41 protein-coding genes are annotated in these 25,420 nt (G+C 47.4%); 8 read left to right on the plus strand and 33 right to left on the minus strand.

Annotated elements, in window-relative coordinates; translation table 11 throughout:
* Positions 1-191: 191 nt before the first annotated feature.
* From gpG to ACQXR1_RS11335, 22 genes are all read right to left on the minus strand, one after another.
* On the minus strand, positions 192-530 hold the full coding sequence (gene gpG / locus ACQXR1_RS11230) for a phage tail assembly chaperone G (protein ID WP_232567262.1): 339 nt from the start codon (positions 528-530) through the stop codon (positions 192-194).
* Positions 531-611: 81 nt separating this feature from the next.
* Positions 612-1,214 carry a major tail protein gene (locus ACQXR1_RS11235; protein ID WP_239795042.1) on the minus strand — a complete coding sequence of 201 codons (603 nt, stop codon included), beginning with the start codon at positions 1,212-1,214 and terminating at the stop codon, positions 612-614.
* Between the two features lie 2 nt (positions 1,215-1,216).
* On the minus strand, positions 1,217-1,561 hold the full coding sequence (locus ACQXR1_RS11240) for a hypothetical protein (protein WP_129092588.1): 345 nt from the start codon (positions 1,559-1,561) through the stop codon (positions 1,217-1,219).
* Positions 1,558-1,986, minus strand: coding sequence for an HK97-gp10 family putative phage morphogenesis protein (locus ACQXR1_RS11245; protein ID WP_239795043.1), 429 nt, complete (start codon positions 1,984-1,986; stop codon positions 1,558-1,560). The genes ACQXR1_RS11240 and ACQXR1_RS11245 overlap by 4 nt, the downstream gene beginning before the upstream one ends.
* The gene (locus tag ACQXR1_RS11250; protein WP_172861160.1) at positions 1,983-2,324 is read right to left on the minus strand and encodes a phage head closure protein; all 342 of its coding nucleotides are present in this window, start codon (positions 2,322-2,324) and stop codon (positions 1,983-1,985) included. Before ACQXR1_RS11250 ends, ACQXR1_RS11245 begins: the two co-directional genes overlap by 4 nt.
* 4 nt (positions 2,325-2,328) lie before the next feature.
* A complete protein-coding gene (locus tag ACQXR1_RS11255) occupies positions 2,329-2,568 on the minus strand; it encodes a head-tail connector protein (protein ID WP_172861161.1) in 240 nt (79 codons plus the stop codon).
* Between the two features lie 2 nt (positions 2,569-2,570).
* Positions 2,571-3,110: an Ig-like domain-containing protein gene (locus ACQXR1_RS11260; RefSeq protein WP_430772272.1), complete on the minus strand. Its 540-nt coding sequence runs from the start codon at positions 3,108-3,110 to the stop codon at positions 2,571-2,573.
* On the minus strand, positions 3,100-4,254 hold the full coding sequence (locus ACQXR1_RS11265) for a phage major capsid protein (protein ID WP_371149623.1): 1,155 nt from the start codon (positions 4,252-4,254) through the stop codon (positions 3,100-3,102). Before ACQXR1_RS11265 ends, ACQXR1_RS11260 begins: the two co-directional genes overlap by 11 nt.
* On the minus strand, positions 4,254-5,000 hold the full coding sequence (locus ACQXR1_RS11270) for a head maturation protease, ClpP-related (RefSeq protein WP_088110608.1): 747 nt from the start codon (positions 4,998-5,000) through the stop codon (positions 4,254-4,256). Before ACQXR1_RS11270 ends, ACQXR1_RS11265 begins: the two co-directional genes overlap by 1 nt.
* Positions 4,954-6,252: a phage portal protein gene (locus ACQXR1_RS11275; protein WP_430772146.1), complete on the minus strand. Its 1,299-nt coding sequence runs from the start codon at positions 6,250-6,252 to the stop codon at positions 4,954-4,956. The genes ACQXR1_RS11270 and ACQXR1_RS11275 overlap by 47 nt, the downstream gene beginning before the upstream one ends.
* 11 nt (positions 6,253-6,263) lie before the next feature.
* Positions 6,264-8,045, minus strand: a complete 1,782-nt coding sequence (locus tag ACQXR1_RS11280; RefSeq protein WP_430772148.1) for a terminase large subunit — start codon at positions 8,043-8,045, stop codon at positions 6,264-6,266.
* On the minus strand, positions 8,020-8,343 hold the full coding sequence (locus ACQXR1_RS11285; protein WP_065180427.1) for a P27 family phage terminase small subunit: 324 nt from the start codon (positions 8,341-8,343) through the stop codon (positions 8,020-8,022). The genes ACQXR1_RS11280 and ACQXR1_RS11285 overlap by 26 nt, the downstream gene beginning before the upstream one ends.
* Before the next feature lie 121 nt (positions 8,344-8,464).
* The gene (locus ACQXR1_RS11290; protein WP_430772149.1) at positions 8,465-8,806 is read right to left on the minus strand and encodes an HNH endonuclease; all 342 of its coding nucleotides are present in this window, start codon (positions 8,804-8,806) and stop codon (positions 8,465-8,467) included.
* The gene (locus ACQXR1_RS11295) at positions 8,796-9,092 is read right to left on the minus strand and encodes a hypothetical protein (RefSeq protein WP_430772151.1); all 297 of its coding nucleotides are present in this window, start codon (positions 9,090-9,092) and stop codon (positions 8,796-8,798) included. The genes ACQXR1_RS11290 and ACQXR1_RS11295 overlap by 11 nt, the downstream gene beginning before the upstream one ends.
* Positions 9,093-9,424: 332 nt before the next feature.
* On the minus strand, positions 9,425-9,964 hold the full coding sequence (locus ACQXR1_RS11300) for a hypothetical protein (RefSeq protein WP_430772153.1): 540 nt from the start codon (positions 9,962-9,964) through the stop codon (positions 9,425-9,427).
* The gene (locus ACQXR1_RS11305) at positions 9,961-10,191 is read right to left on the minus strand and encodes a hypothetical protein (RefSeq protein ID WP_430772155.1); all 231 of its coding nucleotides are present in this window, start codon (positions 10,189-10,191) and stop codon (positions 9,961-9,963) included. Before ACQXR1_RS11305 ends, ACQXR1_RS11300 begins: the two co-directional genes overlap by 4 nt.
* Positions 10,188-10,409, minus strand: coding sequence for a hypothetical protein (locus tag ACQXR1_RS11310; RefSeq protein WP_430772157.1), 222 nt, complete (start codon positions 10,407-10,409; stop codon positions 10,188-10,190). Before ACQXR1_RS11310 ends, ACQXR1_RS11305 begins: the two co-directional genes overlap by 4 nt.
* Positions 10,409-10,690 carry a hypothetical protein gene (locus ACQXR1_RS11315; protein ID WP_430772159.1) on the minus strand — a complete coding sequence of 94 codons (282 nt, stop codon included), beginning with the start codon at positions 10,688-10,690 and terminating at the stop codon, positions 10,409-10,411. Before ACQXR1_RS11315 ends, ACQXR1_RS11310 begins: the two co-directional genes overlap by 1 nt.
* On the minus strand, positions 10,690-10,902 hold the full coding sequence (locus ACQXR1_RS11320; protein ID WP_430772160.1) for a hypothetical protein: 213 nt from the start codon (positions 10,900-10,902) through the stop codon (positions 10,690-10,692). Before ACQXR1_RS11320 ends, ACQXR1_RS11315 begins: the two co-directional genes overlap by 1 nt.
* 485 nt (positions 10,903-11,387) lie before the next feature.
* Positions 11,388-11,558, minus strand: a complete 171-nt coding sequence (locus tag ACQXR1_RS11325) for a hypothetical protein (protein ID WP_326330373.1) — start codon at positions 11,556-11,558, stop codon at positions 11,388-11,390.
* A gap of 450 nt (positions 11,559-12,008) precedes the next feature.
* Positions 12,009-13,037 (minus strand): glycosyltransferase family 2 protein, encoded by a 1,029-nt coding sequence (locus tag ACQXR1_RS11330; protein ID WP_430772162.1) that lies wholly within the window; start codon positions 13,035-13,037, stop codon positions 12,009-12,011.
* Between the two features lie 99 nt (positions 13,038-13,136).
* Positions 13,137-13,361: a helix-turn-helix domain-containing protein gene (locus ACQXR1_RS11335; RefSeq protein WP_129092601.1), complete on the minus strand. Its 225-nt coding sequence runs from the start codon at positions 13,359-13,361 to the stop codon at positions 13,137-13,139.
* Positions 13,362-13,491: 130 nt separating this feature from the next.
* Here ACQXR1_RS11335 and ACQXR1_RS11340 point away from each other — a divergent pair, with 130 nt between their 5' ends.
* The 7 genes from ACQXR1_RS11340 (at position 13,492) to ACQXR1_RS11370 (ending at position 18,825) form a co-directional block, all read left to right on the plus strand.
* The gene (locus tag ACQXR1_RS11340; RefSeq protein ID WP_430772164.1) at positions 13,492-14,256 is read left to right on the plus strand and encodes a poly-gamma-glutamate hydrolase family protein; all 765 of its coding nucleotides are present in this window, start codon (positions 13,492-13,494) and stop codon (positions 14,254-14,256) included.
* The gene (locus ACQXR1_RS11345) at positions 14,256-16,022 is read left to right on the plus strand and encodes a right-handed parallel beta-helix repeat-containing protein (protein ID WP_430772166.1); all 1,767 of its coding nucleotides are present in this window, start codon (positions 14,256-14,258) and stop codon (positions 16,020-16,022) included. The genes ACQXR1_RS11340 and ACQXR1_RS11345 overlap by 1 nt, the downstream gene beginning before the upstream one ends.
* Positions 16,023-16,386: 364 nt before the next feature.
* Positions 16,387-16,590: a hypothetical protein gene (locus tag ACQXR1_RS11350; protein ID WP_430772168.1), complete on the plus strand. Its 204-nt coding sequence runs from the start codon at positions 16,387-16,389 to the stop codon at positions 16,588-16,590.
* Positions 16,591-16,695: 105 nt separating this feature from the next.
* Entirely contained in the window at positions 16,696-17,133 is a 438-nt protein-coding gene (locus tag ACQXR1_RS11355) for a hypothetical protein (RefSeq protein WP_430772170.1), read from the plus strand.
* A 175-nt stretch (positions 17,134-17,308) separates the two neighbouring features.
* A complete protein-coding gene (locus ACQXR1_RS11360) occupies positions 17,309-17,491 on the plus strand; it encodes a hypothetical protein (protein ID WP_129093151.1) in 183 nt (60 codons plus the stop codon).
* Positions 17,492-17,506: 15 nt separating this feature from the next.
* On the plus strand, positions 17,507-17,929 hold the full coding sequence (locus ACQXR1_RS11365) for a hypothetical protein (RefSeq protein WP_129093150.1): 423 nt from the start codon (positions 17,507-17,509) through the stop codon (positions 17,927-17,929).
* An 86-nt stretch (positions 17,930-18,015) separates the two neighbouring features.
* Positions 18,016-18,825 carry an ATP-dependent DNA ligase gene (locus ACQXR1_RS11370; protein ID WP_430772171.1) on the plus strand — a complete coding sequence of 270 codons (810 nt, stop codon included), beginning with the start codon at positions 18,016-18,018 and terminating at the stop codon, positions 18,823-18,825.
* 274 nt (positions 18,826-19,099) lie between these two features.
* Here ACQXR1_RS11370 and ACQXR1_RS11375 read toward each other — a convergent pair whose 3' ends face one another.
* From ACQXR1_RS11375 to ACQXR1_RS11385, 3 genes are all read right to left on the minus strand, one after another.
* Positions 19,100-19,528: a helix-turn-helix domain-containing protein gene (locus ACQXR1_RS11375; RefSeq protein WP_430772173.1), complete on the minus strand. Its 429-nt coding sequence runs from the start codon at positions 19,526-19,528 to the stop codon at positions 19,100-19,102.
* Positions 19,529-19,777: 249 nt separating this feature from the next.
* Positions 19,778-20,407: a hypothetical protein gene (locus tag ACQXR1_RS11380; RefSeq protein WP_430772175.1), complete on the minus strand. Its 630-nt coding sequence runs from the start codon at positions 20,405-20,407 to the stop codon at positions 19,778-19,780.
* Positions 20,407-20,775, minus strand: a complete 369-nt coding sequence (locus ACQXR1_RS11385; protein WP_430772177.1) for a sigma factor-like helix-turn-helix DNA-binding protein — start codon at positions 20,773-20,775, stop codon at positions 20,407-20,409. The genes ACQXR1_RS11380 and ACQXR1_RS11385 overlap by 1 nt, the downstream gene beginning before the upstream one ends.
* A gap of 95 nt (positions 20,776-20,870) precedes the next feature.
* Here ACQXR1_RS11385 and ACQXR1_RS11390 point away from each other — a divergent pair, with 95 nt between their 5' ends.
* Positions 20,871-21,251 carry a hypothetical protein gene (locus tag ACQXR1_RS11390; protein ID WP_430772179.1) on the plus strand — a complete coding sequence of 127 codons (381 nt, stop codon included), beginning with the start codon at positions 20,871-20,873 and terminating at the stop codon, positions 21,249-21,251.
* On the opposite strand, the gene ACQXR1_RS11395 is transcribed toward ACQXR1_RS11390, so the two are convergent.
* From ACQXR1_RS11395 to ACQXR1_RS11430, 8 genes are all read right to left on the minus strand, one after another.
* Entirely contained in the window at positions 21,224-21,805 is a 582-nt protein-coding gene (locus ACQXR1_RS11395) for a dephospho-CoA kinase (protein WP_430772181.1), read from the minus strand. The genes ACQXR1_RS11390 and ACQXR1_RS11395 overlap by 28 nt on opposite strands.
* A 94-nt stretch (positions 21,806-21,899) precedes the next feature.
* Complete coding sequence (locus ACQXR1_RS11400) at positions 21,900-22,577, minus strand: hypothetical protein (protein WP_430772183.1); 678 nt, start codon at positions 22,575-22,577, stop codon at positions 21,900-21,902.
* Complete coding sequence (locus ACQXR1_RS11405) at positions 22,578-22,742, minus strand: hypothetical protein (protein WP_430772185.1); 165 nt, start codon at positions 22,740-22,742, stop codon at positions 22,578-22,580.
* A 15-nt stretch (positions 22,743-22,757) separates the two neighbouring features.
* Positions 22,758-23,231 carry a 3D domain-containing protein gene (locus tag ACQXR1_RS11410; protein WP_430772187.1) on the minus strand — a complete coding sequence of 158 codons (474 nt, stop codon included), beginning with the start codon at positions 23,229-23,231 and terminating at the stop codon, positions 22,758-22,760.
* A 129-nt stretch (positions 23,232-23,360) separates the two neighbouring features.
* A complete protein-coding gene (locus ACQXR1_RS11415; protein ID WP_430772189.1) occupies positions 23,361-24,191 on the minus strand; it encodes a thymidylate synthase in 831 nt (276 codons plus the stop codon).
* A gap of 204 nt (positions 24,192-24,395) precedes the next feature.
* Positions 24,396-24,608, minus strand: a complete 213-nt coding sequence (locus tag ACQXR1_RS11420; RefSeq protein ID WP_430772190.1) for a hypothetical protein — start codon at positions 24,606-24,608, stop codon at positions 24,396-24,398.
* 98 nt (positions 24,609-24,706) lie between these two features.
* On the minus strand, positions 24,707-25,258 hold the full coding sequence (locus tag ACQXR1_RS11425) for a dUTP diphosphatase (protein ID WP_430772192.1): 552 nt from the start codon (positions 25,256-25,258) through the stop codon (positions 24,707-24,709).
* Complete coding sequence (locus ACQXR1_RS11430; RefSeq protein WP_430772194.1) at positions 25,255-25,413, minus strand: hypothetical protein; 159 nt, start codon at positions 25,411-25,413, stop codon at positions 25,255-25,257. Before ACQXR1_RS11430 ends, ACQXR1_RS11425 begins: the two co-directional genes overlap by 4 nt.
* Positions 25,414-25,420: the final 7 nt, after the last annotated feature.

Consider the following 25,420-nt stretch of genomic DNA (forward strand, 5'->3'; position numbering starts at 1 on the left):
CTTCCCGCCGCTTGAATTGCTGCGCTTGTTTTTGCCACTATCGGAATATTGCATGAGCTCGAAGAACCAGCCGATGTCCATTTCGTCTAGGTAATAGATGTCCTGCGGGCGTTCCATGCTGTCGAGATAAAGCTTTTTAATGTCGTGTTCGAGCTTTTCGAGGAAGTCTAAGGGGAAAAGGTACCCCGGCGTTAGTTTTTTGCCGGAGTCTCCGCAGTGGCTTCGCCTTCACCTTTCGCAGTTTCTGACGGTTCAACGCCTGCATTAACCGTTCCTACGACGCCTTGGATCGTATCGGAAATAGTTGAGATCATCTTTTCGGAAGAAATGCCGTCGTAGAATTCGTCAAGGGAGAACTGACCGTCATAAACGCGAACAACGTAATCAACGAGGTTGTCAAGATCGCCAACGTCCAGGTCATCGAAGTTGCTTGTTTTCGAAAGTTTGATAGCTTCGCGAAGCATTCTTCCTTTAATGAATGGCGCGCTAAATACTTTTTCTTCACCGTTGATTAGTAATGTAATTTGCATATAAACACTCTCCTAGTTTTTGTTTTTTAAGTAGTCAAATAAAAAGAGAGCCGGCTTGCGCCGAACTCTCCGTTGAATCTATTAAGCTCCTGTATTTTCTTCCGGTGCAGGTGCAGACGTAGAAGGCTCGTAAACTTTCTTAAACCAATCGTTAATGACCGTCTGATTAACGCCTTCACCTTTCGTGTAAACTGAACGTCCCCAAACGCCGTCAAATTCACGACGCATGAATGTTCCGGAAATTGAATCCGTCTGGAATTCCGGACTATCCGTTTTAGTTGCGAATTCTTCTTCTTGCAACTGGAATTTACCTTTATATAACGCGTAAAGCTTATCGCCGCCGCCCGATACTTGCGACTTAAAGAGCAACGCACCATATGGCGCCAAGTCAGTGTCTTTCTTTTCGAGTACACCGTCAGCGTTAATAGTGTGACCGAGCAATAACGCCTGGATATCGTGAGATAATTGGTCAACGCCGATTTCTACCTCAACGCCTCCGAAAGCTGTTTCGATTTCTGACGGACCATCATCCGCGTTCAAAGTTTCGCTGTTTGTATTCGGTGAAATAGATGCCTCGATTGCCTTACCGACCTTAACCGGCGTATCGTAAGTGGCACCCGTAGCATCGTCCTTAATCAATTTCGCAAAGTAAATATCGCGTAATCCCATGCGTGTTCCTGCCAAATTTATTCCTCCTCTGTATTTTGCGCATAATAAAAACGGAGCACCTTGTGATAGATCTCCGTTTCGTTTTCGTATAGGTCGTACTGTCCTAAGCGCCCAAAGCCCGCATCAACGAGCTGTTTCTTAACGCCGGTTTCTAGCCGTGCGTATTCGCTAGGGTCCTTCGTATAAATATCAACTTGAACGTAAAAGCCCGTCGCTTCCTCGGCATCTTCCGCATTGAGTGCGCTCTTTTCGTCGTAGAAGAAAAAACGGATATACGTTTCGTCCTCTCCGCGATACTTCAGAAAAACAACGGGCACGCCCAACGGTTTAAGCGCCGAATTAACGATTGCCCGTGCACTCATCGCAATAACTCCCTTTCTAAATAGCGTCTGATTTCGCGCTGTGCTTCGTTCTTTTTCGCGTTGAAAGACGGCTCAATGAAAGGCATCGCTTGGTGTCCGGGGTGGTCGACTTCTCTTCCGTAAAACGTAGAACCGTCGCTCATGACCTTTTTGTTCTTCGCTTTCTCTAAGTGCGGACTAGTGCCGAACTCAGCGAATCGCGATATAAAGTCGAGGTCGCTCGGTCCGATTTCGATAATGTCGTTCTTAACGTCGCTGACTAGGATCTTGCTTTGTTCGCTAGGCTTTCGCGCTTCCATCTCGTCAAATACCGGTTTAGCGCCGGCTTCGAGAGCGCCTTTCTTAACGGATTGAGCTTCGCGCCCCAGCCGATTAAGCCGCGCCATTAATTCGCGCATCCCTTTTACATTTGATCTTGAACTCACTTAACGTTGACCTCCTTCGCAATAATCGTGAAGGTAACGTTCGCTTCGTTATCGTTAATGAAGCTATCAACCTCGAACTCTCGTGCACCATACTTAACGCGCATCTTATTGTTGAGCAGCGAATTCATCCGCTTTGAGTACCGAATGATAAAACGGGTCGTTCTCTCGGCCTGAATCGTAGCCGCCGCGATATATTCCCGGCCCTGTAACGTCTTTACTGCCGCCCATACCGTAGCGACTGGCGTCCAGCCATCGATCTCAAACCCTTCGTCATTCGTTGTGTTTGCGTATTGTAAAAACGTGATTCGCTTGTCTAAACTTCCGATATTTACCGCCATAGCTTCACCTCAATTGAAGGATCATACCGGCGATTTTTGTGCCGCTGTTGGCTGTCGTCCTATTTTCGTAGGCATCCGCGACAAAGATTAGCGCCGCCATTTTGTATAGGTCCGATTCGGTATCCTTTACGCCTGCGTTTTCCATGTGCTTGGCTGCTGCGGAAATAAAAAAGGAGACGAGGTTGTCGTCCTCATCTCCGTCAATCCGCAAGTATTCTTTTGCTTCATCAAGCGTAAGAGCCATCGTTATTCACCTGCCGGTGGTGTCGGTTCGTTAACGGTAATAGCAACCGTTGTCTTAACCGAAGGTTTAACCTTAGACGCGACTGTGATCGTCGTTGTGCCGGTCGCTTTAGCCGTTACTAAGCCGGAGCTTGATACGGTTGCTGTTGCGGTGCTACTAGACGTATAGGTCACGTTTTGGTCTGCGCCTGCTGGCGAAACTGTTGCGTTAATCTGGTACGTATCGCCGACCGTTAATGTCTTAGATGATTCCGTTACGTTAACGCTCGTAGGTTCGGTCGCTAACGTTGTAACCGAAAGCTCGGCGCTAAGTGGTGACGGATCACCGACGTTAGGAATTGCGCGAACCTGGTATTTATACGTCGTTAATTGCGTCAAGCCGCTGTCTGCAAACGATGTGCCTACGCGTGTTCCGATTGATAATCCGTCTCTATATACTTCATATTCTTTGATGCCCCCATTAAAGGTTACGGCGTCCCAACTAAGGGACACCGTTGTGTCTTTAGGAGTCGCCGTTAACCCTTGGGGCGCATTAGGGCGCAGTTACGACAGATGCGATACGGAAAGCAGATTTAAGTTTGATTTTGTGATCGAACCAAGCAGTCAGAACGAATAAGTTTTCGCCTGTGCTGATGTCTTTGTCGCTTTCGTAAGTGATCGCTGGATCGTAGTTAAAGTGAGAGTAACGGAAGTCACCCACGATTGGTTTAACCGCAGCATCAGAGAATACAACCGGCTTACCGATGATTTGCTCTGGCTGAGCGTTGTAAAGAGTTGCGCTGCCGTTTGCGAGAGTTTCGATCATTTCTAGGTAATCAGAGTAGCGCATCATAACTTTTGCGTTATCACGGAAGTCTTCCGCAAGATCAGCAATTGCCGCTTTGATTGCTTTATATGTGCTGTCTCCCTGAACTTCTTTGATTCCCGCACCGTAGAATGACATTTCTTCTTCACCAGTTTTCGGAGTCACAGCGAAAGAAACTTTCTTTTCTTTTGCAGCCAAACCAGACTGAAGCGCTCTCTCAACAGTTGAAACCAAGTCAGTATCAGTAGCAGCCAAAATAGTTTCAGAGATTTTAGCTTTAACTTTGAACTTACGACGGCCGAAAGTAACGACTGAGCCTTCAACTTCTAGTTCCTTAGCAGTCTGTGTATCTTGAATGAAGTCGTCATCATCTAAAGAAAAGTCCACTTTAGGGATCTCAAGATTTGTAACGTTAGTGTAAGTTGATACACTGCGTAGTGGGTTTGTTACAAAAGGCTCGTGTAAAAGCTCTTGTGAAACTGTTTTAGGAAGGAGTTTTTCGCCACCAGTTCCATTGTTGTCTCCTAAAACCGCTCTAACTTCTTGTGCAGGGACTTCTTTACGTACAGCTGCGCGAATGAATCCGGCTTTAGCAGAGATTTTTTGTACTTCAGGATCGTTACTGGATAGCCCCGCAGATACACCAGCTTTTGCTTTTTCTAAGCTCGCTTGGATTTTGGCTTTTTGCTCGCGCTCTAAAGAATCATGTTGGTTTTGAAGGATGTCCATACGCTCTTTAAGGTCCTCTCTTTTTCCTTTAAGTGCTTTAACATCGTCGATAGAGATAGTTGGATCTGCCGCTTTATCCATGATTTCTTTTTCAACTGCCGCTAATTGTGTACCTACTGTGTTTAAGTGAGCCTTCAGATCAAATAGTTCCATTAAATAATTCCCCCATTTTTGAGTTTTAGTAAGTTGGTTTGTGCTTCCGCGATTAATTGCTCGCGTTCCAGGCGCTCTCTTTCCGCCTGCTTTTCGTCTTCTTGCGTTTGATTAAGTAAAGCGTCCGGAGTATTCCGATAACTCGCGAATAACTTCGTATCTACTTTCGCAGCCACTTGCTTAGGTGCTTCGATACTGTCACAAAGCCCTAATTCGAGGCATTCTTGCGCTGTAAGCCACGTTTCAGCGTCCAAAAGCGCGATTAAACGGTCGCGATCAAGCTTTTCGCCTGCTTTTCCGAGATAAGCCTCGATAAGACTTTCGCGAATACGATCCATGTCATCGGCCTGCTTGCGGAGTTCGTCCGCGTTTCCCTGCGCTAACGTCCACGGATTGTGAATCATCATCATCGCGTTTGCGGGCATAAAAATAGCGTCACCGGACATTGCAATGACGCTTGCGATACTGGCTGCCAGCCCGTCGACGTAAACGTTAACGTGGGCTTTGTGCCGTTTTATAATGTTGTAGATCGAATTTCCTTCGAAAACGGACCCGCCAGGCGAGTTAATATAGATATTTAGCGTAGAAACGTCGCCAAGTTCGTCTAAATCCGCCTTAAAAGTCTGCGCTGTTACTTCGTCGCCCCAAAATTGAGCCGAACTAATTTCGCTGTAAATGTATACCTCTCCAGCTTTAGCGTCATTCTTCGCCGCTTTGATTTCCCAGAACTTCTTTATCGTCCTCACCTCCTTTCGAGTCTTCGTTATCATCTTCGTTAGTTTTTAACGTTGGAGGCGTTGGCGCGTCGGTGCTTGTGATTTTCTGCTGCGCGACTTGATCGATCGGGAATAAGTCTTTGCTTAAATAAAGCGTATCTCCGCCCTTTTCTGGCGGTAAATCCTCCCATGCACGCACCTCGTTCGGCTTAAACCAACCGCTCCGGATGCCTTGTTGATAGAAATTACCGCGAGTCTGCATGTCTCCGCGCAATAACGCGTTCATACTGAACTTAAAATAATAACCGGCCTTGCGTTCCTTTTCGGTCAGCAACTTCCGGTTAAATTCCTTTTCGTATTGAGTTGCGATAGGCATCAACGTGCCTTGTACATAATCGATGTAAAGTTGCTCCATGTTCGATACGCTGCCTTGCGTTTCACCGAGCATATATAACGGAATGTTAAAAGCCTGCGCAACCCTTGAACGGGTCACTTTTTCGACCTCGAACGCCTTTGTATCGATAAATTCCTTCTTTAAATCCTTAATTTCAACGCCAGGTTCTTGAATTAGAATGCCGCCATTGTTCGAATAAAAGTTCCGGAAGTTCTCTAACATCGCTGTTTTCCGGTCATCATCGAGTTGATTAGCGACTTTGAGAATAAACGATATCTTGGCGCCGTCCATCTGTTCGAGACTGAACGTCCTTACATCGCGATCAAAGTCGAGTGCATTCCGCAATACCTTTAAGGGCGAGATTCCTTTGAGGCCGTCAACCGACGTATACTTAACGTGAATCATATCCATGTTGTGAACTAAGTAGTTTCCATTGTCTCCGAATATCTCGTACCAGAGCTCACGAGACGTTTCTTCAATGACCGGCTGCACCCTCGAAGGGTCTAAAACGTCTAATCCGATGACTTCGTAACGAATGTTGTACCGTTTTATCGCGTAAGCATTACCGTAAACAGCTCGATGCGTCTCTAAAAGTCCGATCATTTCACCGGAAGTCATGTTATGATTCGGCGCGTACGTTAATAGTTCGGATGCCTGTGACTCGATCGGTTGATAGTTCTTGTACGCTTTTATCGGTAAGCTCGCCATCGTATTTGATAGCCGCGATACAGCCGAAAAGACTGTTTCGTTATCCGCCAGCGCATGTTCTCCGTAAGTTCCAAACAATGTAGCGCGAGGAATAAACCAACGCGTTAAATCCTTTTTAACGGCCGCCTTTGCTTCGGTTGCGCCTCCGAAAAAGCTTCGTACGTTGCTCCAAAAGCCCATTTTCTCACCTCCTAACCGTTTAATAGATCGTTAATCGAGATAAACCCGACGCTCCCGCCTCCAACCGGCTTCGTCATATCGAGATATACCTGCGAATGGGCGTTAAGGAACGCAGCAAAGCCGTCTATTTTTCGGTAGCGTGTCTGTTTGGTCGGCAGCCAGTTTCCGTTACGATCTTCGACCAGCTTGACGTTGTTTAAGTACCACGTAAAGAGTTTGTTTTCGTTATATACGACTCTTCCGTCGAGCAATAATTCTTTAACGTTCTTCAACGGATCGCTTAGCGTAATGTAACCCTGCCGCACGACCTCCGTTTGGAATCCGTAGTTCTGCAGGTCTTGCACCAACCGCATCGCATTCGCCGGGTCAAACGTGATCTTTTCGATCTGATATTTGCGCGACATTTCCACGAACCAGTCGTAAACGTACTCGTATTCTACGTATTCGCCCGGAATAATCGTCAAATAACCGTCGGATTCAAACCCACGGTAGTCGATTTTTTCGTTATCTTTTTGTACTTTTGCCGCCGGAACCCACGAATGAGACAAAACAAAAACGCGATTATCCGGCAAAATAAATTCCAGACACGCGCTCGTAAAGTCTTCCGTTTGCGATAAGTCGAATCCGCCGATACATCTCATTCCGCGCAATGATTCCGGATCTACATGTCCGTTATTGCGCTTAATGACTTCGAAGTCGATAAAGCTTTCTTCGCCGTTGTCAACGAAGATATTGAACCGCTTGACCAGCCAGTCGTTGTATTCGCGTGGTACGTGTCGGTCCGCATTAAAGTCCTGGATCATTGACGGAATATCCATCGTTACGCCGATGTTTGGGTTCGCTTTGATCCACATTTCCGGGTTTTCGACCTCGGATATGTCGTCTAATTCCGCCATAAAGTAGAAATTTCGCTCCTGTACATTACTTCCGTCAAGAACATCGGAGGCAATTTCGTAATATTCGACTAATGGACCGTCGAGCTGATATCCCGCCGTCGTAATGTAGATGATTAACGGCTGAGTCCGCGCAGCCCTCGAGTTCTTGATTACGCTGATAAGCTTCGAATCTTTGAACTCGTGGATCTCATCGAATATGCCGAGGTGCGTATTTAAGCCGTCCAACTTTTCGCTATCTGACGCCCGCGCTTCGATCTGACTCATTGACGCGTCGTGATAAATGCCTTTCTGATTTTCGCGAATATGTTTACGAAGCTTTGGCGACTTTCTAATCATTGCGCGACTCTCTTCGAAAAGCACGCCCGCTTGCTGCTTCGAGTTGGCTAAAACGTAGGCTCTGGCGCCTGGTTCGCCGTCTTTTGTGATCGCGAAATTGGCTAAACCGCTGATTTTCGTGGTTTTTCCGTTCTTACGGCCAACAAAAATCAGGCCTTCGCGGAAACGTCGTAGCCCAGTATCGCGATGAACCCACCCGTACAGCGATCCAATTACGAAATGCTGCCACGGCTGAAGCGTTAAGTTTGAATACCGGCCTTGCGACGGCTTGCAGTACCGCTCGATAAATTGTATCGGCCGGTGTCCTTTTTCTTCGTCAAAAACGTAAGGGAACTCGTCTGTGCCGGCGCGTTCAAGATCGCGAAGGTGACGTTTGCAAGCGAGAATATTTTTCTTGCTCGCAACTATTTCACCTGACGCTACCTTTTCCGCATACCAAGTCGTTAGCAACTTTTCGGACGGTTTTTCGCGTATAAATCCGGCTATTTTTTGCGTTTTTAGCCAGTTTTCGTACCATTTTTCGACCTCTGTAGCGTTAGAATTTACTGAAATCGTCGTCATCGTCATCACCGCCCGCGTTTAATTCTTTGCGCTGTGCCGGCGTAAGATCGAGCGATTTCAGAAGGTTATTTAACGTCGTAACCGTCTTCGTAAGCTCAATCGCTAACGGATTTTTGACGAGGTTTTCCGCGCCTGCCTTGTTCGTATGCCGCATCATTAAAGGGTTTTCCGCCACTTCCTTTTTTAATCGGCGGTAGAACTTATGCGTATCGATGTAAAGTTCGATAAGCTCTTCGTCCGATTCCGTATACCTGTCGCCAAGATATTCGCGTAGCCTTTTCGCAGTGGGTACCGCCATATGATCGCTCCTTTCGTCCGGGGATTTACCCCCTTTAATGTAAAATTTCCGGTCGCGCTACAAGCGAAGGGGCCCCGCCGGTCCCTACGTTTTTGCCTTCGAAATCCCAAGGTACGGGGGGCTATAGCTCCGGATTAGCCTGCGCCTTCACCACGTTTATTCTGCGCTTCTTAGCCGTTTTCGCAGCCGGTCCAGCGCCTTTTTCCGGGTGCCTTCGGTTGTGGCACGGATTGCACAAACTTACGAGATTTTCGAGCGTTAGCGCGAGTTCCGGATGATCACGTAGCTCTTTGATATGATGAACCGTCTGAGCCTTCGTTATCTTACGTTCTTTGAGACAGTCTTGGCATAAGCCGTGGTCGCGCGTAAGAGCCAACGCTCTGCATTCCGTCCATGCCTTCGACTTATAGAACGCTCGTGCTTCAGGATCGCGCTTGTGCTTGTCGTAGTAGTTATGCGCCATAAGCCCGTTCGCCTACCGCCAGTTCCTTCGTCTCTACAACCGGCTTCTTAACGTTTGTATTAGCGTGCTTGATACGGAAGTAGGTAGAGCCGATCTGATCCTCATCTCTCGTACGCCATTCGAAGTCTACCGCAACAAGAGCAGTAATATCTTCGCCTTTGTATACGATGCGTGGTATCGATTGCTCATCTGTTAGTTCTATCGTTAGTAGGTTCGGTGATGCTGACGCCTTAGTATCCGAATCCCCTTCCGTTTCCCTATCGTATAACCGACGAAAACTATTCACCGTTAGACCACTTGACTTCATATCGATATACCGTGATGATCCGTCTTTCAACGCTATCCCTCCGTTCTAATAGATATAAAACCTAGCGCGCCCCACCAATACCGTTGCACTTTGTCTTTATATAAGTTCTTTATCGCGATAAGGTATTTAATAGATGATTACTAATATCTGCGTATCGTATGAGCGCAGCGAATAGATCGCTATTATTTGTTTCTCTTTTACGTATTGCTCTTTTACTTCTTTCTCTTTTTACAGTCCGTCCTGTGCATACGATCGATAGTATGTCCTGCGCATATCACCGGTAGTATGTCCTGCGCATACTATGCGTCATATCAACGTTTGCGACGCTTCGGCAAGTACACGCTAAAGTCCGGCCGCACCGTTTCACCGAACTCATTAACGATATACCCATCGTCAGTTATGTGCGGACAGAATGACGGAAAGTACCACTTGAATCGCTTAGTACCTTCGAAGTGTCCGGTCGTTCGTATGATCCCGTTAGTCTCTAAGATCGCGGCCAGCAAATTAATCCGGTTACGATCTACGCGAAGGTGCTGCTGAATAGTTTCGTAGTTTAAGAAGCATGCGCCGAACCTGTCGTTTGTGCTACCGTCACTACGCGTATGATTACCGTCAATGTACGACTGCAGCAGGAAATAAAACGCCACCACATCGCGTATCTCCGGCTTACGTTTGTAATCGGTATAAGCTACGTCACAGGCTTCGTTAATCAAGCGCGGAAATACCTTGCGCATAAGCTCGCGGCTGTATACTTCGAACCCTTGCGGACTGTCTAAGAGCGCGGCTTTGTCATTCGGCATTGGCTTTCGTTCTGGTTGATCGCCGCTGTTAAGCGCTACAACGTTAGTCATCGGCTATCCCCGCCCAATGCGCTGTTATTTATTTCGGATAGCTCTTCCGCAGAATAAAACGTCCTTTGTTTACCGGTCTTCGTATCGAGAATTTGATACATGTCGCGCGGATTTGCTGTCGCTAAATAAACCGCTAACTCTTCGGCTGTATTAAACGTTAAGTGTAAATCGTTTAGCCCTCCGCCTGGATAAAAGTCGTCAAACGCGAATAAGAAATATCGGCTCACTCTGCGCCCAACTCCTTCCGAATCAATCGCTCGGCTTCTTCGAAAGAAAGGTCGGCGTCATTCGGAAACTCAAAAACGGCTTGTGCGCGATTACCGGATTCAAATTCGATAATGGCTTCGACTTTGGTTCCTATACTCTGCCGATGAGGCAATCCGCCATTATCGTCAAAAAATATCGAGTCTCGCATACGCTCCATCTGATTAACGTTTATGTTCATCAGCGCACTCCCTTTCCGAAACTTAATCGCGGTGTAGTTACAGAAATCCAAGAACCGCAATAGAATCTAATGACCGTTTCCCCATCCTCTTCCTCGATGCTTTTGACCTCATCCTTGTACCACCCGTTGGTAATTGTGCCATCTTTATTTTGCAGTACGAAAACTCGAGGTCCTCGCGATAAATCTTCGAAGCTATTCACTTCGGGATCGAGTGGCGTTACAGGCCCGATATACTCATCGCCTAAATACATGTGCAATGTACGCTGCTCCTTCTCGCTCATCAAAGCATCCCCTTCCAGATGCTTTTCGTACTAGAGTTGCCAACAGTCTTACCGTCAATCAATACCGTCGTTTCATCGTTCTCTTTAGCGAGTCCAACTTCGTGCCTAATCTCGGCTATAACTTCCGCAATCTCTTTGCGCACCGCATGTCCGGCAGACTGCAACGCAATCAGGCGATCTAAATATGCGAACAATTCCTCTATCTTCGTCATCTTCATCGTCTCCTTTTCGTTTCTTATTCGCTCGCCTTAACGCAAGCACAAAAAGACCTCCGCCGTATTGGCAGAAGCCTCGTTCTGATTGCGTTTGGTAGCCGACTGCCTTATATCTATCCGCAGTCAAGACGGGTATAGCGTCCCTAAGACGAGGGAATGCGAAGCTACCTATCGCAGATATACGCGACAATATTACACGCTTTCCGGTACGTATTTAACGTCCCCACCGGCGGAGAATCCGACGTCGCTATCGGATATGCGGGCTAGGATTTGCACCTAGCATACTGGTTATCCCGGGCCGTGTGTGCTTCGTATACCAGCAAAGGCAGGAGTCTTTCACTCTCTCGATGCACCCGCGAATTTGCGTCTACCTATTCCGCCACCGCATTCGTGATTGAATCGCATTATATATGCGTGATTTGCCCGTATATTAACGAGCGAAGTAAATACCCTCCGACTGGATTAAAACGGCTGTGGCGCGCTTATTTCGCTTTATATTCGTCAATTACTACGCAGAGATACGCGTCTACGCCGTTCCAAGAATCTTCGTTGATACGTTCGTTGTATTCGGCTAATGCTTCTTCATACGTTTCACATACGACTTGACCAGCGTCCGGTCCGTAATCACTAAATACGGCAAACTTAGCTTTCATTCGCGAACACCTCCGTTTAATATAACGCCGCAATATGTATTAAAAGGACGCCAAGTTGCGGCTAGTGCCCGTTGTTATTCCGTAGGGGTGGCGTCCTTTACCGTACATACTGAATACCGTAAACCTCGATCGGGTTTCATAACGTAAGACAGCATATTGGGCACTTTAACAAGTATTTTTCAAATAAAAAACCAAATTATTTTCATCCAGTAAAAATCACCGGACAACGTAATTTGGCTTCTCTTTGTATTATTAAATTCTAATCGCGATCAAAGTACTATGTAATTAATATCTGCGTCCGCTAATGAGCGTAAGCGAATAGTGGCGCTATTATTTAAGTAAGTCTTTATAAGTAAGTATATATAGTAAGTCTTTATACGCAGTGAAAATCACTGGAACGTCCAGTAAAAATCGCTGTATGATCCAGTGAAAATCACCGGACAAATCCGCCTATGACCGCATCGACAGTATTTTCCCCGCCAGAAATAACCCGAAAACCGCCTTCCGCTTTAGCATCGCCAGGTAAATCCGCCGCGCCCAGCTTTCCTCGTACTGCAACGCTATCTCCACCGCCTTCCCTACGTTCGGATGCTCGACTATGCGCTCAATCAGCGCTAACTTTTCGCGCATCCCTTTATCGCAGCCCGGCTTAAATTCGTTCTGTATACACCCGTTCACCGCGATATAACACTTCCGCCGCGCCAGATCAACCGCAACCTTTTCGTCGTACAAACCCCACCGTTTCGCGTACGTCTCCAGCGTATTGCCGTTTATGTAAGAATCGAATAGCTGCGGGTTATATTTGCGCATCAAGCTCTCGTCGTTTATTTGCCGGTAATGATACAACGGTTTATCGATATAATAAGCCGTCTGACAGTACGTAAACGCGTCCATATTAAACAGCCAATCCTCGCCGAGATACTTGCCGTCGGGGAACGTTAAGCCATACGTATCTATTAAACTTTTGCGGATTACCTTCCATACGCCGCCGTACGATCCGTTATATAAAAAGTCCGTTAGTATTTCCGCCTTTATCGCGTCACGGTCCAACGGCGTATTTGCTTTTGCGCGATAACTTTTCGTGTAGCTTTTCGTTGTATCTTCGTAATCCCAGCATATGTCCGTAAATACAATATCGGCATTGTTTGCGACGGCAGCCTCGTACATAGTCGCGTAACCCTCAGGCTCGATCCAATCGTCGGCGTCAATAAAAGCAACGAATTCGCCGCGCGCCTGTTTAAGCGCATTATTGCGTGCCGTGGCCGGTCCTTGATTCGCCTGATAGATCGGCTTAATACGTTCGTCGACAGCTTCGTAACACTTCAGAATATTGCGCGTTGAATCGGTCGAGCCGTCGTCTACGATCAAAACTTCGATATTCTTAAGCGTTTGTCCGAGCACGCTGTCTAAGCATTCGCGCAGGTACTTTTCGCCGTTGTATACCGGTATAATAACGCTCACTTTGACTTTCGGTTTCATTTCGTCCACCCTTTCGGTTCGGGAATTCCCGTACTAACGTTAATAGGATAATTATACCAGATAAGGGCAGGAATTCAAGACAAAAAAAAAGACGCCAGTTTATTTAGCGTCTTCTTCCGTAGCTTCTTCAATTTCGAATAGCTCCTCGACCTCTACTTCGAGCGCCTTCGCAATTGAAAAAACGTGCCAATCTTCGTGGCGGCTGTTCTTATCGAATCGCGATATCGAACCTTGCGGAACGCCCGATGCTTCCGACAACCTTACCTGCGTCCATCCTTTCGCCTTCATGACGGCGTTTAGGCGCGGCGTAGCGTTTAATTTCATTTCGATCACCTCTGCGACTATTATACGATATCGAATAAATTTCCGCAAATCCGTTGACATACAATATCGTATATCGTATATTTAGGTCAACGAAGGGCCCTCGTTAATAAAATCCGAGAGGGGTAACGAAATGATTAACGTACCACAAAAACTGAATAAGGCGATTTTAGAACGAAACGGAGGCGCAGCCCCACCGACCAAAGCAAAGCTGCACCGTCCGAATCAAGCGAAGCACTTCCAGTATATCACAACTTCAGCCACCACGAAAGCCACCGATGTTTACCGCAACTTTGCCGAACTCCAAGCTAACGAACCCGAGACGAACTACAATATATTCGCGACTGACCACGCCACGCCAGTTTTGATACTTGCGCCACACGGCGGGAGTATTGAAGGCGGCACCAGCGAACTTGCTCGCGAACTCAGCAACGACTATTCAACGTATCTTTTCGAATCGCTTAAGACGCCGAACGGCTTCGACCTCCACATCACGAGCACCCACTTTGACGAACCGACTGCGCTTGACCTGGTTACGCGCCACCAACGCGTTATATCGCTCCACGGTTATAGCGACAGTGCCGAACACATAATCGTAGGCGGCACCGATCCTATACGCGGCCAGGCGCTAGTTGACCGCTTGAATGCCGCCGGCTTTAGCGCCGAACTCGTAGGCGAAGGACATCGCTTTGCGGGCGCCAGTGCTGCGAACATAGCGAATAAGTGCGTAACCGGCGAAAGTCTGCAGCTGGAACTTAGCACCGGTTTGCGGAGAAGCATGTTCGGAACGTTCTCGCTTACTGGACGCGCTGGAACCGAAACCGCAACGTTCTATAAGTTTACCGGGTTGCTGTCGGCCTTTATTGACGAAAATTATAACGTTGGAGGTAACGAATAATGATGCGATATACTTTGGAAGTCGAAAAGTACGGTATTAGTAGCGATATCACGCAGGCAGACAGAACTACGGATGGATTTAACCGCGCCCTCCTTGACGCAGTAGAGATCGGCTATCCGGAGATTTATATTCCGCGAGGTATTTATTATATCGATGCTGTTAATAAAGAATCGGCACTAAAACCGGAAGAAGGCGCGGGAATCATCGTGCCTGGTAATATTACGATAACAAAACATCCGCAGGCTGAATTCCGCGTGGTGCCGAATAGTTCGTTCGGGTATTCGTGCTTCTATATCGGAGAAGTCGAAAATGTGACGCTGAGAGGCGGCAAGATACGCGGTGAACGTTATCAGCACGACTTTACCGGTCACGGCGACTTCGAAAAGAAAGAAACGCACGAATGGGGTTACGGAATAAACGTACACGGCGCTAGGAATGTCGTAATTGAAGGCGTTGATATTGCCGATTGTACGGGCGACTGCATTATGGTTAACGCGCAAGGCATGCTTAACGTTTCCTGGACGACTTACCGCCCTGCTCGCAATATAACGATTAAGAACTGCAAGTTAGACGGAGCACGCCGAAATAATATATCGGTTACAGGCGGCGAGGACGTTAAAATTCACGATAACGAAATTACCAACGCAGGCATAAACGATGGTTGTATGCCGATGTTCGGTATAGATATCGAGGGCTATGGTGAAGGCGACATTGATTACGAAGAACCGCGCAACGTAAAGATAACGAATAATACCTTCGCGGGCAACGTGGCACAGTCGGTGTGTAACTTCAGTGGTTATGGGGTCGTTATATCCGAAAACCATTCGGACAATACGATCTCTTACGGCTACGGAACCGATACAAACATCGAAAATAATATATTTGTTCGTAAGGATAAAAAATACACTGCAATTGCGGGGCTCGGTGTTTCGGCAGGTTTTATAGGAAATAACGCAACCATTTCTGGTAATACGATAAAAGGCTTCAGCAGTGGTATAGATGTTCGCGGCGCTGACGTTACTGTTTCAGACAATACGATTTCAGAATTAAGCGTGGACGGTATTGCCTTAGCCACATTCGAAGCCAAGAACGTTAAATTCTCGGATAATACCGTAAACCACTGTCCAGGAAAGCTGTGTTGCGCACGCAATTCTAGAGATATAACGTTCGAAGGTAACGAATTAAATGACTCGGATATCACCGCGATGGAGATCATTGATTCTACCAACGTTAAAGCAAAGTCGAATGATATAAAGCGAAGCAAACAAGGCGTCGTAATTACGAGGTCCTCCGCGAAAGTACTCGATAATGACGTCGATCTTACCGAGTATCCTAACGCTACGGGATATGCGGTAGCTTTCGATAAAGGCAGCGACGTATTTATTAAAGACAATCGAATTCCTACGCCAACAAATATGGCTATATACGGAGAAAGCGCCGAAGGTCGTACGGTGCGCATCAAAGACAACGATATAACTGACGGGAAGTGTTTGATACCAATTTACGTTATCGGTGGTAAAAAACACGAGATATCCGGTAATGATATAACGTTTAATCGAACAGCTTCCGGCGGCTATGGAATCCAAACGAAAAACACAGACGGCGCCCTAATTAAAGAAAACGTTGTACATTCCGTCAGCGGCTTTAAATTATACAGTCCGATAAAGACCGATGAATCTATTAATTCGCGAGTTATCGGAAACAAAATATCCGGCAACCTTGCACTAAACAAAACCGACATTGAAACGAATAATATTCCAATTTAATCGTTGACTTACGTTATACGATATCGTATAATAGAATTATAGAAAGGAGGGAAAAACGAATTGAACGCGGACACGGTACTAATTATAACGGCGATAGTAAACTTCGTCATTGCGCTAACGAATTTGGCAACCGCCTGCGTTAACGCAAAAAACGCTAATCGCAAAAACGACTAGCGCCAGAAACGTTGATACGGGGATAGATGTGAGAGTCCTCCCCGTGTCTCCTATAGTACCGTATCAAAAACGAAAACACAAGGAGGCGAGCGCGCCATGTTAACGGCTTTATCAATCGTAATTACGGCGGCGGCCCTGATCGTTGCAATCGCGGGCCTGGTCGTCGCACTCAAACGGAGGCGATAACGGTATGCAGCAGCTTATGATTCGCGAAATATGGTCGGATACACCGGCACTTACACCGCAGCAGGAAGCGCAGATCCTCGATCTATACGAGCGCCCCGCCGCCAATTTCGGTCGATGTGGGCGCGCTTACCAAATTGGGATCAATTCGATGCTACAATATTTCGGCTATCGGATCGAAGTCGAAACGGAGTCTATGAACGATGATTGAATACGCTTGTAACGAATGTAATTACGCAAGACTTGACGTAGAAATTAAACCTGACGCGTGCTGCCCTACGTGTGGATCGCGCCTGCAGGTCGAGGAGGAAATCGTATGAAACGTTTATTTAAATCAATCGTAATCACTGCGGCTTTATTGACGAGTACTATCGCTTTGGCGCCGCAAGCAGACGCAGCCTGGTCGGGCTGGCAGACGGAAAAGTTCGGACACAAAGCGCGCGTTTATACGGATGCGACTACGTACACAAGCAGCGCAAAAACGGTCGATTGGAAGGCCGAAAAGAAAGGCGCGGCCACGCTTTATTATGCGGCCGGCGTTTATAAAAAGCGCTCAGGTGGCGGGCTGACCGATACGGGTTTAGTGCAGCGCGGAAGCTTTAAGACCGCAACTCCGCTGAAGTCGTTTAGCGTAAAGTCGATTCGTGGTAAAACTGGCGCCGGTAGCTACGTGATTCAGATCGATTGTTATACGGATTCGGGCAAGCGCCATTATATCGGGACTTTTGAGTCAGCGCGTTTTAACGTGAAATAAGCGTGTGTGAGCCGTTTTAAGCTGCGGGGTACTTAGCGTACCTGGTCGGCGTTAAGGCGGCTCTTTCGTTTTGATTTCGTGGGAATCTGTACGTAAACCTGACCGCCACACAACGCTAAAACAACGTGTTATAATTTACCTAAACAACGATGTAGGACACGGAGGTTAACGAAAAATGGAGGAAAAAGACTACGAAACAAAGGGATACGATACGACGATAACGTACGAGTACAAGGAAATGCCGGACGTACGTGCAGGGCGATGCGATAACTGCGATTATACGTTATTTAAAAGTTCGGTAAAGCACGGGAAGTTTTTACGTGAGTGTAGAAGATGCGGAATGAAAAAGAATATATAAAGGAGCGATTTATTAATGTCAGAAATACTTCTAGGAAAACTACAAAAGAGGTTTAAAAAAGACATCCAAACTGTTTTGGTGTTTGAAAAATTAGCAACAGACCTTAAAAACTTCGAAGAAAAGAATAAAACCATTTTAAAAGCCTCGAACAGCAGCATAGATTTTGATCCTCAAGAATTAGCCTATAACGAGGGTGATAATTTAGGAAAAGATAAAATCCTTATTTCAATCGCAGGAATTAAAACATTGATAGTCTGCGATATAGATAGCGCCTTACCTAATATCGACGTACTTGATGGAGAAACAGGAGGAAGATTATTTACTGTTTTAACAGTCACAGAAGATATAGTAAAACCGTCTGACGGATTGGAAATAAGCGCAAGTGAATTGCTTGATTATATACTTGATAACACGATCAGTTATAAAATAATTTCGTAACAAACATTACCAACACCAAATCACTTCGTTCTCGCAGACTATTACTATATCATTAAAGTAATACGAAGCTGAAACGAGGTGATTTTTTGTTTATTTCGCCAATGTTATTAGAGTCCACCAAAGCCCCGTTCGACTCTGACGACTACATTACGGAAACCAAGTTCGACGGCATCCGTCTGATCGCGTCTAAAACTAACGGACAAATACACCTCTACACGCGCCACAACAACGAAGTCACCGCTAAATTCCCCGAACTCCACACGCTACAAATACCGGACGGCACCGTTTTAGATGGCGAATTAATCGTGCCCGGACCGACGGGCGCTGGCGATTTCGAAGCGATGATGGAACGATTCCAGTCGCGCAAAAGTTTTCACGCGATAGTATTCTGCGTGTTCGATATCTTGCGGTTGGATGGCGCCGCGGTTACGTCTAAGCCGTTGTACGAAAGAAAGGCGTTACTGGCCGGCCTCGCAATCGATCATCCTAACATTAAGGTCATCGAAGGCATGCGAGGACACGCGGCCGATTACTTCGAGCTAGTGCGGCAGAATCGCATCGAGGGCATCGTTATGAAGCGCGCTGATTCGTCTTATGCGGAAAGTAAACGGTCGGACCGCTGGCTGAAGATCGTTAATTACGAATATACGGATGTATGGATTACGGGATACCGCAAAGAAGATAATGCGCTGGTGCTTGCGTATGAGGACGGCAATTACGCGGGGCTGATGGAGTTTATGCCGTACGATGAACGGCGGAGATTTCATTCGCAGCGTAAGGACGTAGGAGAAACGGATAAGTACGTGAATATAGAGCCGCTGAAGTGCCGTGTGAAGCATCGGTTTAGGACGCGGAAAGGATTGCTACGGATACCTTCGTTTGATACGTGGCTTTGACGCAAATAAAGACGCCTTGACGGGCGTCCTTTAACTTTATTTTCTCCGACTATCTAGGATACTTTTTCGAATCGTTTGGTCACTGTCGCCATTAGCCGCGCGATCTGCAGCGTGATTCCACTCTCTTGTAGTCATCTTATCTAACCCCAATGCGTCTTTCCATTGCTGCGCAGCCCACCGAGAGCCTTCATGTTTTAAGTCGTCTACATTTTTATTCGGCATGTATATCTTCTCCTTAAGTTAATTCCGCTATATTAAGAACAGCGTAGGTAAATTATACCACGCGCGCTTTCCTTTTCGCACCTATATTCGACCATATCGCGTCCTGCTTTCGTTTATTCTCGGCAGCTTCCGGAAACATGCGAAAAAACTCGGCTTCGTCTTCGATCGGCTTTCGGAAATAATAAACGAGGTTCTTCGCGCCGCCTCCGTTCTCTGCCGTTTGTATAAGTTGCGCCTGGACTAGCGTTTTAACCGCGTTACGGTACGTTGAATCGCTCATGGCCAGCGCCCGAGCCGCCTGTTCTTGCGTCGGAAAGGCGTAACCGTAATCCGCGTTATAAAACTTCAGCAGAAACGCGTATACCAACACGGCGTTACCGTTTAGCTTCGGAAAGTATTGATAATGCGTAAGAATAACGTTAGGTATGCCCGTATAGCCCGCCGCAGTATCAAACGGAAGGGCCTTCGCTTTATCGCTCATATAATCGTCCTCCACTTAAATAATATTCGACTTAAGCCGGCTTACGGCGCTGCCACTCCGTCAATAAACGATCGAGTTCGGGTGTACGCGCATATTGCCAAAACTTCCGTAAAGTATTTTCGTTTAAGCCTACGCAGATATAGCGTTGGTTATGGTCGCGTAGGAATTCGTATAGATTCGCAGAATAGCAGTAATAATAGCCGTTTGGCATCCGGTCGCACCTCCGTAAATATATAAATAAAAAGGCGCCTATGCGCCCGTATGCTCTACCCTTTCGCCTGTTGCGATATTGACCGTAAACTGGCCGTCCGTGCGTCCACTAATGAAATCGTTATAGCGCTTGCGGCGTTGCTTATTTAGCGACTTGGCGCGCGCATCAACGAAAATAGATTCGTAAGTTGATAACGACCGGCGCTTTGGTTCGGAACGATTGCGACCGTTCTGATCGTATTCTTCCGCAAGCTTTCCGGACCGCTCTCCGTTCTTGCGCGTCGTTTCCAGTCGTTCGCTCATGATCGGATATTCCGCCTTCATTTTGTTTTTATTCGTATCGGCTAATTCTTCGAAAAGTACTAGGTCAGCCATGCGATCTAACGCGATAGAGTCCGGTTCTTTGTCAGTCGCGTCCATATAAGCGTCAGTAAGCGCTGTGATTCGTTCTAGGCGCGCTACACGATCGGAAATATAGATGGACCGCAATTCAAGACCGGCGTGCTCATCAGCTTTATACGTAACAATTTCGCCATCAACGAGCACCCGATCGCCTTCTTGCGGATGGCCGGAAACGCAGCGCCAAGCTAACGGACCGCCCGTCCTATAATCGCGTCTAACTTCGAGCTGCAATTCCGTAATCATTTCATGCAATAAAGCGTTATCCATTAATTCGTCCCCCTTATCGCGTAGCCTTCGCCGTGGCTCGCCCAGTAGTAATATACATCCGTTAAACTATCGACCGCTGCGTTTAAATGAAATACGACGGCTTGTTGCGTAATGCACATCCGTTCGCCCGCCTCAGCTTGCGTTAGTTCGCCGAAGTAAACAAGCTCGATCGCTTGTCGCTGGCGGTCCGTTAGATTCGCTAATTCCAACGCCTTGTGAATATCGATAAGAATCGTAGCTGCATCGTAATCTCCGCAGCGTTTCCGGCTGACGAACTTCTGATAATCGGCGAGTAATACCTTGACACCTTCTGCGTTATCGAGCGCATAGGCTACGTCGAATTCGCGCTCCTTTCGGTGTAGATCCACCTTTACCGTTCCTATAACAATCGCCCCCTTATCGTTTGACTTTCGCCCTGAAAGCGAATATAATTTCCGTATAATGTATAATCGAGGTGGTTTCCGTGGTAATTAATTGGATATCAGCGCAGAATAACGACGCGTATATAACGCTTGATTCGCAAAGAAGAATCTACATATCGTCTGGCGCTCGTAATATTATCGGACTTCCTAACAAAGCGCCGTTTTATCTAACGCTTGGATACGACGAGGAATCACGCCGGCTTGTTTGCGCAAAGCCTGAGAACATAAAAGCTGACGTCTCCCCGTTCAAGTTCGATAAGCGTTCGTATAATAAGTCCGCCAGCAAAGTTCTACAAACCGCGGGATTCCGCGAAGAAGACTTACCGTTGCGCTTCTACATGATCGGCGAAGGTGAGGCCGCCAAACAGGCGTATATGGCGTATCCTGAAGGCGTTTATGCTTTCGAGTTAAGCCGCAGTTGATCCATCAACGCGTCCAGTTTCGCGTATAATTCATCGATCGTACCATCGTTTGTAATTTCGTAATCAACTTCGAAATCTAGTAACGCAAGCTCGGTCGGATGCTTCAGCGCCGCCAAGTCGAAGTCATCGCCGGCTTTTCTCGCGCGTTCAATCCGTAGGGCTTCCGGTGCCGTGATGCGTATTAGCGTAAAACCTTCGGCTCGTAGTCGGGCGTATTCGTTTGGCTGCCGGCAGTCCTCGATCAGCACACGGTTCTTTAACATCGGCGCTAGGCCGCCACCACAGTCGCAAGTATGCCGCGCCAGGTAAGCGTCCACCTTCGTCATGGTTGCGTTTAACCAAACGTCCTCACCGAAGGCTTCTCGCGCCCACTGGCCGAACTTTTGATAATACGCGCGTGGCTTCGGCTTTTCGGGTACGGAAGGGAAGGCACGGTGAAAGGCGGCTTTAAGTTCGTCGCCGAATGCGAATGGATGAAAATCGTAATGTAGCGATAAATAACCGGCGGCTTCCGACTTGCCAGCGCGTAACGGTGCGGTTAGGGCGAGTTTCATGGGCGTTCCTCCTCTGTATCTTCGAAATATTCGTAATAAATGTAAGTTCTGAGGCAGATATCTTCTCCGTAATAGATTACGTAATCTACATCGTTCACTTTTGCGCCTCCCGCATCGCTTTAGAATATGCGATAAATCCTTCACAAAAATCCGCGAATGAAACCGCCGCCGGCCAGCTTTCGTTATCCTTCGGCTCTTTCAACCGTTCCAATTCCTCGCCGAGCGTCAGGTTGTCTTTGTGCAGCGTGTCGATTTCGTCCTTTTGGTGCTTGATCGTACGCTCTAAGTCCGCTACTCGCGTCGCCAGATTAGATACGACATCGATTAGATCGGCTGGCTGCGGTTCGTCGGATTCGGTTTCAACCGGGACGAGTACGCGATAGCCGCCAAACGACGCCGTTGCTTCTTCGTCTGTATCATCGATTACGTTCACGTCTCCGTGCGATCCCTCAACTAGACGTACAACCTCGTAGATACATCCGATTTTCATATCGAGCATACAGCAGTCTAATTTCCTCGTAATAATAACCTTCTCGCCCACTTCCGCCTTGCGATCGGTTAAAGCGTAGCGTTGCGTCGTACCGTCAGGTCCGTCAATGTGTACGATGTCGGTCGGCTCGAGATTCGGTGTCTCTGTGAACTGAACGTATCTTCCCATGCTTCGTGCGCTTATATCCCGCCCCACCTCTACGTATTCGCGCTTGATGCCTCCTAGTGTTTCGTCAGCCAGTACGTGGATATTTGCGCTTGCGTTTGCGTTAGTTTCCGTCATTTATTCCGCCTCCTTTTCGAATTTTATTACCGCATCAAGATCGTCAAGAAAGATTCCGTACGGACCGACGTATTCAACCCGTTTCACATCTACGTTTAATCCTTTCTTACGAATATAATCGTTTACCGCGGTCTGTATCTCCGCATGACTTAATTTAATCTCCATCCGATCGCCCTCCCGTTAATTTATTACGCGAACCTGCACCGACTGCCGTCCGAACTGTACCGCCTCGGTCTCTCGCGCAACTAATACGTCAATCTTGGCGCCCTTAATCGCGCCTCCAGTATCCTGCGCCACGGCTTCAAACGTAGTGCCGTCCGCCTGTTTTATTTCAACCGTCGAACCCAACGTAATCACTGACGGATCAACCGCTATAATGCGCTTGCCTGCGTAGTAGATCGTTCCGGTTACGTCTATGCCGGTCGCTGTGATGCCGCTGCAACCTTCGGGGCAATCCGCCGTATAAGCCGAAGCCTCGAACGTTTGCCATGCGTTTGGCTTTGCGGGTTCCTTCGCGTTTGGCTTTTCGTTAACACTTTCGTTAGATCGCGCCTTAGGCTTCGCTTTGACCTCCGCCTTTAACGCCGCCACTTCGTCCTCAAGCGCCTTGATGCGTTCGTTTGCCTTCGCGTTCTCTTGCTCTGCTTTCTGCAACGCCGCCTCTTCTTCGGTAATGCGTGGCGGGTCTGGCGGCGGAGGTTCGGGTGGCTTGGCGGTCGGGTTCGTAAGTAATTGCGTTGACATCGCTAGATTCGTTAGTATACCGATAAAATCAGTCCTTTCTTATACCGCTACTTTTCCGGTTAATTTAGGGTGCGGATCGTATCCGATAATCTCAAAATCGTCGAACTTAAAGTCGTCGATATTCGTGACTTTTCTTTTTATACGCAACTCTGGAAGACTTCGCTGCTCTCTCGTCAATTGTGTTTTTATTTGATCGATATGATTCGTGTATATATGCGCATCACCAATCGTATGAACAAATTCGCCGACTTCTAAATCGGTGACATGCGCGATCATGTGCGTTAGTAGCGAGTAGCTTGCGATATTGAACGGAATTCCAAGGAAAACATCGCCAGATCGTTGGTATAGCTGACAGCTTAATCGCCCATTTGCAACGTAGAATTGAAAGGCGAAATGACAAGGCGGTAAAGCCATATGCGGTAAGTCAGCGACATTCCAAGCGTTAACTAGTAACCTACGGCTATCTGGATTCGTTTTAATTTGCTTTATAACATCGGCAATTTGATCGGTCGATAATTCAACAAAACTATTATCGATGCAATCTAGCCGGTATTGCGACTCCCAATTACGCCACTGTTGACCATATACCGGACCTAAGTCGCCATTTTCGTCCGCCCATTCATTCCATATTCGTACGCCATTGTCCGTTAGATATTTCGTATTTGTATCTCCGCTTAGAAACCATAGCAGCTCATACGCGATTGATGGCCAGTGCAGCTTCTTCGTTGTAAGTAACGGAAAGCCTTCGCGAAGATTAAAGCGCATCTGATAACCGAATGTTGAGAGCGTGCCCGTTCCGGTTCTATCGGACTTCTCGACGCCGTTCTCTAGTATGTGTCGCGCTAAGTCTAAGTACTGTTTATCCGCCATTTATTCTCCTCCTCCGTATCCACTATGAGAACTACTTCCGAATAATCCGATTGAAACAATAAAGGCTGTTATAAGCGCCGACATTGTAATAGGAATAAAAAATACTGCCAAGCCTGTATAGGTATCCGACTCAAACGTAATAAGCTGTGTGATCAAATATGTGAAAAAGAAAACACATGCCCCGTATATAATCCAAAACCGCACTTATTCGTCCTCCAATCGTTGTAACAATCGTCTGTATTCTCGTTTAATTGCGTTTCTACTCGCCCCAGCAAGCGCCAATGTATGCAATCCAACTTCGCGCTCAAGCTCCGCGTACTGTTCGGCTGAGATTGCGTTCAGATTAACGAATAACCCACGTCTATTTTTCGCAATCCAGCGCAACGTAGTTTTAAACGGCTTGTGATACACGGACATGTGTAGCGCGATGAATTCCGGCGCTCTTTCGTCAAGTATTCGGAACGGAAACTGCATAGCCCATCGCGTTTTACCACTTTTGCGAGGGAGTGGCGCCATTATATCCGTTCCTTCCCCGTAGGTTCTCCGAAATATTCCGGATGTGGACTGCCGACTCCGCTACTCCCGAAGCCCCCCGCACCTCGATCGCTATCGCCGAGCGTATCAACCTCCGTAAACACCGCCTGCTCGACCGGCTTGATTACGGCTTGCGCCAGGCGATCACCTTTGCGGATGATATACGTAGATTTCGGATAATAAGTGTCGTCAAGGTGCTCTGTCTCCCCGTTTAGTTCACGCAACCTAGGCGTCGATCCCCAGTCTCCCCGCGAAATATTATCGACAATCACGCCAACCTCGCCCCGGAATCCCGAGTCGACCGTACCGAGCTGCACGCGTAAAGGCGTCTTCAGCGTAATCCCCGAGCGCGGTCGGATCTGCATTTCGTAGCCTTCCGGAATCTCGAACGCCAAGCCCGTAGGCACACACACCGTCTCGCCCGGATAGATAATTACGTCGGCCGCCGCGACTAGATCGAAGCCAGCGTCCGTTGCGTGTGCGTAGGTTGGCGTTTGAGCGTCCGGTGATAAGCGTTTTATATTTACGTTCATTTCGTTTCCTCCTTCGTACTCTCATGCGTTAATATCGCGATCAAGGCGAACACAGCCACCGCAGCGAACCACCGAAAGCCTATCGTATGGATATAAGGCAGGACGAAAAGGAATCCGGCGATCCATGTGGCCGCTATGCTTATATGTCGTTTCATTGGCGTT

It is taken from the genome of Bacillus sp. ATD (assembly GCF_050585765.1).
Taxonomy (GTDB): Bacteria; Bacillota; Bacilli; order Bacillales; family Bacillaceae; genus Bacillus; species Bacillus stercoris.